The sequence below is a fragment of the Nocardia mexicana NBRC 108244 genome (genome assembly GCF_001613165.1).
Classification (GTDB): Bacteria; Actinomycetota; Actinomycetes; order Mycobacteriales; family Mycobacteriaceae; genus Nocardia; species Nocardia mexicana.
This window is the reverse complement of sequence record NZ_BDBV01000084.1, coordinates 1-7,200: the sequence shown is the minus strand read 5'-3', so window position 1 is coordinate 7,200 and position 7,200 is coordinate 1. Positions and strand designations below refer to the sequence as shown.

The 7,200-nt window shown below is 65.2% G+C and carries 11 protein-coding genes and 1 tRNA gene; all 12 read right to left on the bottom strand.

Going from position 1 to position 7,200, the window contains the following annotated elements; genetic code table 11:
- On the bottom strand, nt 1-605 hold a 605-nt coding region (locus NM1_RS31005; RefSeq protein WP_174556936.1), incomplete at its 3' end, for an ABC transporter ATP-binding protein.
- 297 nt (nt 606-902) lie between these two features.
- Complete coding sequence (gene rplL, locus NM1_RS31000; protein WP_068028005.1) at nt 903-1,289, bottom strand: 50S ribosomal protein L7/L12; 387 nt, start codon at nt 1,287-1,289, stop codon at nt 903-905.
- A 42-nt stretch (nt 1,290-1,331) separates the two neighbouring features.
- A complete protein-coding gene (gene rplJ / locus NM1_RS30995; RefSeq protein ID WP_068027998.1) occupies nt 1,332-1,880 on the bottom strand; it encodes a 50S ribosomal protein L10 in 549 nt (182 codons plus the stop codon).
- 307 nt (nt 1,881-2,187) lie between these two features.
- Nucleotides 2,188-2,394: a type II toxin-antitoxin system HicA family toxin gene (locus NM1_RS30990; RefSeq protein ID WP_211339382.1), complete on the bottom strand. Its 207-nt coding sequence runs from the start codon at nt 2,392-2,394 to the stop codon at nt 2,188-2,190.
- Between the two features lie 42 nt (nt 2,395-2,436).
- The gene (locus NM1_RS30985; protein WP_068027994.1) at nt 2,437-2,646 is read right to left on the bottom strand and encodes a hypothetical protein; all 210 of its coding nucleotides are present in this window, start codon (nt 2,644-2,646) and stop codon (nt 2,437-2,439) included.
- 109 nt (nt 2,647-2,755) lie between these two features.
- Entirely contained in the window at nt 2,756-3,469 is a 714-nt protein-coding gene (rplA, locus tag NM1_RS30980; protein WP_068027992.1) for a 50S ribosomal protein L1, read from the bottom strand.
- Between the two features lie 104 nt (nt 3,470-3,573).
- Nucleotides 3,574-4,008, bottom strand: coding sequence for a 50S ribosomal protein L11 (gene rplK, locus NM1_RS30975; protein WP_068027991.1), 435 nt, complete (start codon nt 4,006-4,008; stop codon nt 3,574-3,576).
- Nucleotides 4,009-4,046: 38 nt separating this feature from the next.
- Nucleotides 4,047-4,874 carry a transcription termination/antitermination protein NusG gene (gene nusG / locus NM1_RS30970; RefSeq protein ID WP_068027990.1) on the bottom strand — a complete coding sequence of 276 codons (828 nt, stop codon included), beginning with the start codon at nt 4,872-4,874 and terminating at the stop codon, nt 4,047-4,049.
- Nucleotides 4,875-4,998: 124 nt separating this feature from the next.
- Nucleotides 4,999-5,403, bottom strand: coding sequence for a preprotein translocase subunit SecE (secE, locus tag NM1_RS30965; protein WP_068027987.1), 405 nt, complete (start codon nt 5,401-5,403; stop codon nt 4,999-5,001).
- Nucleotides 5,404-5,502: 99 nt separating this feature from the next.
- Nucleotides 5,503-5,575 (bottom strand) — tRNA-Trp (locus tag NM1_RS30960).
- A gap of 207 nt (nt 5,576-5,782) precedes the next feature.
- On the bottom strand, nt 5,783-6,874 hold the full coding sequence (locus NM1_RS30955; protein ID WP_068027984.1) for a fused (3R)-hydroxyacyl-ACP dehydratase subunits HadA/HadB: 1,092 nt from the start codon (nt 6,872-6,874) through the stop codon (nt 5,783-5,785).
- Between the two features lie 135 nt (nt 6,875-7,009).
- Nucleotides 7,010-7,180 (bottom strand): 50S ribosomal protein L33, encoded by a 171-nt coding sequence (gene rpmG, locus NM1_RS30950; protein ID WP_019049401.1) that lies wholly within the window; start codon nt 7,178-7,180, stop codon nt 7,010-7,012.
- Nucleotides 7,181-7,200 lie beyond the last annotated feature (20 nt).

The following is a 7,200-nucleotide window of genomic DNA, read 5'->3' as shown; positions in this document are numbered from 1 at the left end:
TGAATGTTGTGGGTCACGATCAGGATCGTGGCGTCGATCTGGGCGTTGATATCGAGCAGCAGCTGGCTGATGTAGGTGGTGCGCACCGGGTCGAGGCCGGAGTCCGGCTCGTCGACGAGGATGATCTGCGGGTCCAGCACCAGCGCGCGGGCCAGCCCGGCACGCTTGCGCATACCGCCGGAGATCTCGCCGGGCAGCTTGCCCTCGGCGCCGAGCAGACCGGTCAGCTCGAGCTTCTCCATGACGATCTTCTTGATCTCGGATTCGCTCTTCTTGGTGTGCTCGCGCAGCGGGAAGGCCACGTTGTCGAACAGGTTCATCGAGCCGAACAGGGCGCCGTCCTGGAACAGCACGCCGAACAGCTTGCGGATCTCGTAGAGCTCCTTGTTGGAGCAGGTGGTGATGTCGGTGCCGTCGATGAAGATCGAGCCGCGCTCCGGGCGCAGCAGTCCGATCAGCGACTTCAGAAAGACGGACTTACCGGTACCGGAGGGGCCGAGCAGCGCGCTGACTTCCCCCGGAGGCAGGGTCAGGGTGACATCCTGCCAAATACGCTGCGAACCGAAAGACTTGGTTACAGCTTCGGTCCTGACCTCGACGCCCACGCCAACCTCCACAATTCCTACTGACGAGCGCCCATGAAGCCACGCCTAGACAATTCCAGCCGGATGTGACGCGGCACACTGGGGTGCGGCCACTGTATCGTATGCCGCTTGCCTCGGACACCCTACCTGACTCGTCGGTAGAAACTTTGTCGCACAGCACCACGACCCCCGGCACGCGCACCATCATTCCCGGCACGCCGCACCATCATTCCCGGCACGCTTTCCGCCGGGACCCCGAAAGATGCGAAACGGGCGGCTCCCAAGGGAACCGCCCGTTTCGAAGCGAATAGACCGCTATTACTTGACCGAGACCTTGGCGCCGGCCTCATCCAGCTTGGTCTTGGCGGCGTCGGCGGCCTCCTTGGCGACCTTCTCCAGGATCGGCTTCGGGGCACCCTCGACCAGATCCTTGGCCTCCTTCAGGCCCAGGCCGGAGACGATCTCGCGCACGACCTTGATGACCTGGATCTTCTTGTCGCCGGCACCCTCGAGGATGACGTCGAACTCGTCCTGCTCCTCGGCGGCCTCGGCCGGGGCACCGGCAGCGGCGCCACCGACGGCGGCAACGGCGACCGGAGCGGCGGCGGTGACCTCGAACTTCTCCTCGAACTTCTTCACGAAGTCCGACAGCTCGAGCAGGGTCATGTTGCCGATGGTCTCGAGCAGCTCGTCAACGTTGGCCATTGTTGTTTCCTTTCGATGGATGTCTGTGGGGTGGGGAATGGCTTATTCGGCGGCCGGAGCGGCCTCGGCGCCACCTTCGGCGCGCTTCTTGTCCTCGAGCGCGGCGAACAGGCGAGCAACCTGGCCGGCGGGCGCGGCGAACAGGCCGGCCGCCTTGGTCATGTTGCCCTTCATGGCACCGGCCAGCTTGGACAGCAGCACCTCGCGGGACTCCAGGTCGGCAATGCGCTCGACCTCGGACACGGACAGCGGGGCGCCGTCCATGTAGCCGCCCTTGATGACCAGGGCCTTGTTGTCCTTGGCGAAGGCCTTCAGCGCCTTCGCGGCCTCGACCGGCTCGCCCTTGATGAAGGTGATGGCGGTCGGACCGACGAACAAGTCATCCAGGCCTTCCACGCCCGCCTCGGCGGCGGCACGCTTGACCAGGGTGTTCTTGGCGACGGTGTAAGTGGCGTCAGCGCCCAGTGCACGACGCAGCTCGGTGAGCTTGCCGACCGACAGACCACGGTATTCCGTGATCACGGTGGCGGTGGAGCCCTTGAAGTGCTCGGTGATCTGGTCGACCTGGGTGTGTTTCCACTGAATTGCCATACTTCGCCTCCTCTCTGGATGGTCGGTTCGTAGTACTACCGACTCCGGTGGAGACGACCCGGCGACAAAGCTAACGCCCCGGACACAGGGGTCCCGGGGCGCACAAGAAAACGGGCGCGAGCGAACTCACGCGTATTTCCCGACCTCGGCTCTCCCTGCGTGGGCCGCCGGCAATATCGCCGGACCTTCGACTGCCTGACGGCAGCAACCAACGGTCTTCGGTAGAACGATTGGGGTGATCGCCGAACGGGTCGACGACCGCAGTACAGAATAGCGGACCCCGCCCCCATCTGCCAAAACGGGCCGACTACAGGAGCTCGATCAGATCCTCCACCGCAATCTGAGCGATCGTGGCGATGCTCCGAAAAGTACCCCTCGGCATGTCCTGTCCGGAATGAACCGGCACCGGAACCGAACGGCCATCCGGGTGCTTCATGACGAAATGACTGCCTCGAACCCGAGCGATCTCGAAACCGGCCCGTTCCAAAGCTCGAACAACCTTGTCGCCGCGCACAATTGGTACTGGAGGCACCCGTGCAGCCTAGCTGAGCAATAGCTATGCCACGTCGAGTTCGAGAGTCATTTCAGCAGGTGGCTCGACATCCTCGAAGAGCGCCAGCAGGCCCTCGCGGAGGTCTGTGAGAGCAGCGTCAGGAGTGTCACCGTCACCTACGGCACCGACGCCGGGACGGATGGTGGCACTTGCGCACCACACGCCGTCTTCATCCTGTTCCAGCACGTAGGGAACATGCACGGTCCGGCTCATACTCACACGATAATGCATTTGTAGAGTCTCTTCGACGTTGTCGAGTTGTCTCTACTATACGAAAACGGCCGGTACGGAGATCCGTACCGGCCGTTCAGGTCTTGCGCTACTACGCGTCCTCTTCGGTGAGGTTGCGGGTGCGGTTCGGGTCCACCGGGATGCCCGGTCCGGTGTTCGTCGAAATCGTCACCTTCTTGACGTAGCGGCCCTTCGCGGTCGAGGGCTTCAGGCGCAGGATCTCCTCCAGCGCGGCGCCGTAGTTCTCCACCAGGTTCTTCTCGTCGAAGGAGGCCTTGCCGATCACGAAGTGCAGGTTGGCCTGCTTGTCGACGCGGAAGTTGATCTTGCCGCCCTTGATGTCGTTGACGGCCTTGGTCACATCGGTGGTGACCGTGCCCGTCTTCGGGTTCGGCATCAGGCCGCGGGGGCCCAGCACGCGCGCGATGCGGCCGACCTTGGCCATCTGGTCCGGGGTGGCGATCGCGGCGTCGAAGTCCAGCCAGCCGCCCTGGATCCGCTCGATCAGATCCTCGGCGCCCACGGCGTCGGCACCGGCGGCCTCGGCCTCGGCGGCCTTCTCACCGGCGGCGAACACGATGACGCGGGCGGTCTTACCGGTGCCGTGCGGCAGGTTGACGGTGCCGCGGACCATCTGGTCGGCCTTGCGGGGGTCGACACCCAGACGGACGGCGACCTCGACGGTGGCGTCGGTCTTCTTGGTGGAGGTGTCCTTCGCCAGCCGGGTGGCGGCCAGCGGGGAGTAGAGCGCAGCGCGGTCGACCTTGGCGGCCGCCTCGAGATAAGCCTTGCTTCGTTTTGCCATGATTCTCTGTCCTGTTCGTGGTTCAGACGTGGTTTCCGGGACTGGCCGTCCCTCCCACTTGGCCCGGCATGCTGTCGCATCCCCGGCACGCTTTTGGCCGGGGTCTACTCGGAGACGGTGATACCCATCGAGCGAGCGGTACCCGCGATGATCTTCGCCGCCTGATCGATGTCGTTGGCGTTCAGATCTTCCTGCTTGGTCTTCGCGATCTCCTTGACCTGATCCATGGTGATCGTCGCGACCTTGTTGCGGTGCGGCTCCGGCGAACCCTTCTGGATACCGGCGGCCTTGAGCAGCAGCTTGGCGGCGGGCGGAGTCTTCAGCTTGAAATCGAACGAGCGGTCTTCGTAGACCGTGATCTCGACCGGGATGACGTTGCCACGCTGCGACTCGGTCGCGGCGTTGTACGCCTTGCAGAACTCCATGATGTTGACGCCGTGCTGACCCAGCGCGGGACCCACGGGCGGGGCGGGGTTGGCCGCACCGGCCTGGATCTGGAGCTTGATGAGCCCGGCGACCTTCTTCTTCTTGGGGGGCATCTTTCTTCCTTGGTTGGTTTCTTGCCTTATTGCAAGTCTCAGAGTTTCGCGACCTGGGTGAAGGCCAGCTCCACCGGGGTCTCGCGACCGAAGATCGACACCAGCACCTTGAGCTTCTGCTGCTCGGCGTTGATCTCGGAGATGCTGGCCGGCAGCGTCGCGAACGGGCCGTCCATGACGGTCACCGACTCGCCGACCTCGAAGTCGACCTCGAGGGCAGGCTTCGGCGCGACCTCGGCGGCGCCACCCTCCGCGGACGCGGCGGCACTCGCCGCGGCGGCGGGCTTCTTCTGCTGCTGCTCGGCCGGGACCAGGAACTTCACCACGTCGTTGATCGACAGCGGCGAGGGCCGGGAGGTGGCGCCGACGAAACCGGTGACGCCCGGGGTGTTGCGCACCGCGCCCCACGACTCGTCGTTGAGGTCCATCCGGACCAGGATGTAACCCGGCAGGATCTTCTGCTGAACCGTCTTGCGCTGGTTGTTCTTGAACTGGGTGACCTGCTCGGTCGGCACCTCGACCTGGAAGATGTAGTCCTCCAGGCCCAGGTTCTGCACGCGGGTCTCGAGGTTGGCCTTCACCTTGTTCTCGTAGCCGGCATAGGAGTGGACGACGTACCAGTCGCCGGGAGCGCGCCGCAGCGCGGCCTTCATCTCCGCGACCGGATCGGCGGGCTCCTCGTCCGCTGGTGCGTCGGCGGGTTCTTCCGTGACGTCTTCCGCGGCCGAATCGGACGGTGCGTCGGTGGGCTCCTCCGCGGTCGGCGCGGAGTCCGCCGAGTCCTCCACGGTCTCCTCCGCGGCGGACTGCTCCACCACGTCGTCGACCGGGAACTCTTCGGTTGTGCCGTTCTCCGGGGTGCTCACTGGGCACTCGCTTCCTGTGTCGTCACTAACTTCCTCTGCGTGCCGGAGGGCATCCGGCGGATGGCGCCGCCCCTGCCCGGCCGAAATCCGGCCTGCTCCGGGACGGTAACCGGCGCGGGATCAGCTAGCCGAACAGCCAGTTGACACCCTTGATGAACGCCACATCCAACCCGGCGATGTACGCGACCAGCACGATCACGAACACCAAGACCACGCTCGTATAGGTGACCATCTGCTTGCGGTTGGGCCAGATCACCTTGCGCAGTTCCGCGACCACCTCGCGCAAGAACTTCACCAGGCGCTTGAACGGATTCGCCGAACCGCGCGCGGCCTTCTTGTCGGCCTTGGACGCCTTCGCCGACCCCGAGTCGCCGCCGGCCCGCTCGATGGTGGCGATGGCACCCGTATCGGTCTGCGAGGATGCTCCGCGAGCACGCCGAGACGACCGCTTGCCGCTCGGCCGACTCACCGCGGTGTCATCGTCATCGGACGCACCCGCGCCGTGGCGATTGTCCCGCTCGTCGCTCACAACCACTCCTCGCTCGGCTCGTCGTGGGCATGCGTGGCGGCAATGGCTTGCTCGCTTCGCTTGCTCACGTCGATCCTCTCTCGTCGCTGGCATCCAGTGCAGGGGCGACAGGACTTGAACCTGCAACCTGCGGTTTTGGAGACCGCTGCTCTGCCAATTGAGCTACGCCCCTTCGGCTGGACGTCTTGGATTATCCAGCACCGTTTCTTTTCAGTTGTACCTGGCTTGTCACACGACACGCGCGCCACTCCGGCGACGGCGGCCCCGACGGTTTCCCGTCCGGAACCAGCCCCTTCAGAGCAGCGCGCAGCGGCTGGCGACCCCAGAATCCCGAGTGTACGTTACCGGCACTGCGGGCCGCCAATCGGGTCGGAACGCCTCACACCAGCTGCACCGTGGCGGTGGCGCGCCCGAAGATCTTACGTCCCTCGGACTTCGCGACGATCGCCACGACGGCCGTGCGGGTCTCCGGATCCATCGACTTGACCTTGCCGGTGTACTCGATCTCCGCCGGGCGGTCGGCGGGCACGTAGACCGGGCTGGTGAAGCGGACGTTGTATTCCTTGACCGCGCCCGGGTCGCCCAGCCAGGACGTGACGAACCCGCCGCCCAGGCCCATGGTGAGCATGCCGTGCGCCACCACGTTGTCCAGGCCGACGAGCTTGACCACGTCGTCGCTCCAGTGGATCGGGTTGGCGTCGCCGGAGACACCGGCGTAGTTGACCAGGTCGCCGCGGGTGAGCCGGACGGTGCGCGAGGGCAGCTCGTCGCCGACGGTGACGTCGTCGAAACGGATCGCGCGCTTGCTGGGGGCCGCGTCGGGAACCGTGGCGGCCGGAACCGGCGCCTCGGACGTCGACGGGGCGGTACGCGGATGATGGCCGGGCGCCTCCCCGATGCCGTGCATGAGCACGTTGCGGACGGCGTCACCGATGTTCGGATCGATCTCGGCGCCGCTGCGGCCCACCAGGGTGGTGTAGGTGGTGAGCACCAGCTCGTCGTTCTGGGCCGTGACGATGTTCTTGGTCACGATCATGTCGGCGCCGCCCGGGGCCTGCCGGAAGGAGTGCAGGTGGACGTCGCAGGTGAGCTGGTCGCCGACCCGGATCGGGCGGTGGAACTCCAGGATCTGGTCGGTCTGCATGATCTGACTCAGGTCGTAGCCGGTGACGACCTGCTCGAACAGCTTGCGCTGGGCCAGAATTCCGACCAGGGAGATGAAGGTCAGCGGTGCGACCAGGCTGTCGTGGCCGTACTCCTGGGCGATGTCCTCGTCCCAGTGCACCGGGTGGTAGTCCTGCACGGCGCGGGCGTACTCGCGCACCTTCTCGCGGCCGACCTCGTAGTAGTCGTCGACGCGGTAGTGGTGACCGACCATCGCCGCCGCATGGGCCGCAGGATCTAACGGTTTTCCGTTCGATTCGGTGGCGGTCTGATCCGTCTCGACTTCGGTACCGGTGTTGATTGTCACGGAAGGCTGTCCCTATCTGACCCCGCTACCGGGAGTCGGCGGAGCGCTCACTACCGCACTTACACCAAGTGCCGGAGCGGGTGAATCCTGCTCCGGCACTTTAGACCAACGCGGCAGCGTGCACGCGTGGAGAAACTAGCGAGACTCGCGGTGGGCCCGATGGGTACCGCAGTTCGGGCAGAACTTCTTCAGCTCGAGGCGGTCCGGGTCGTTGCGCCGGTTCTTCTTGGTGATGTAGTTGCGGTGCTTGCACTCTTCGCAGGCCAAGGTGATCTTTGGCCGGACATCGGTGGACTTCGCGGCCACGATATGCCTTCTTTCCGGTC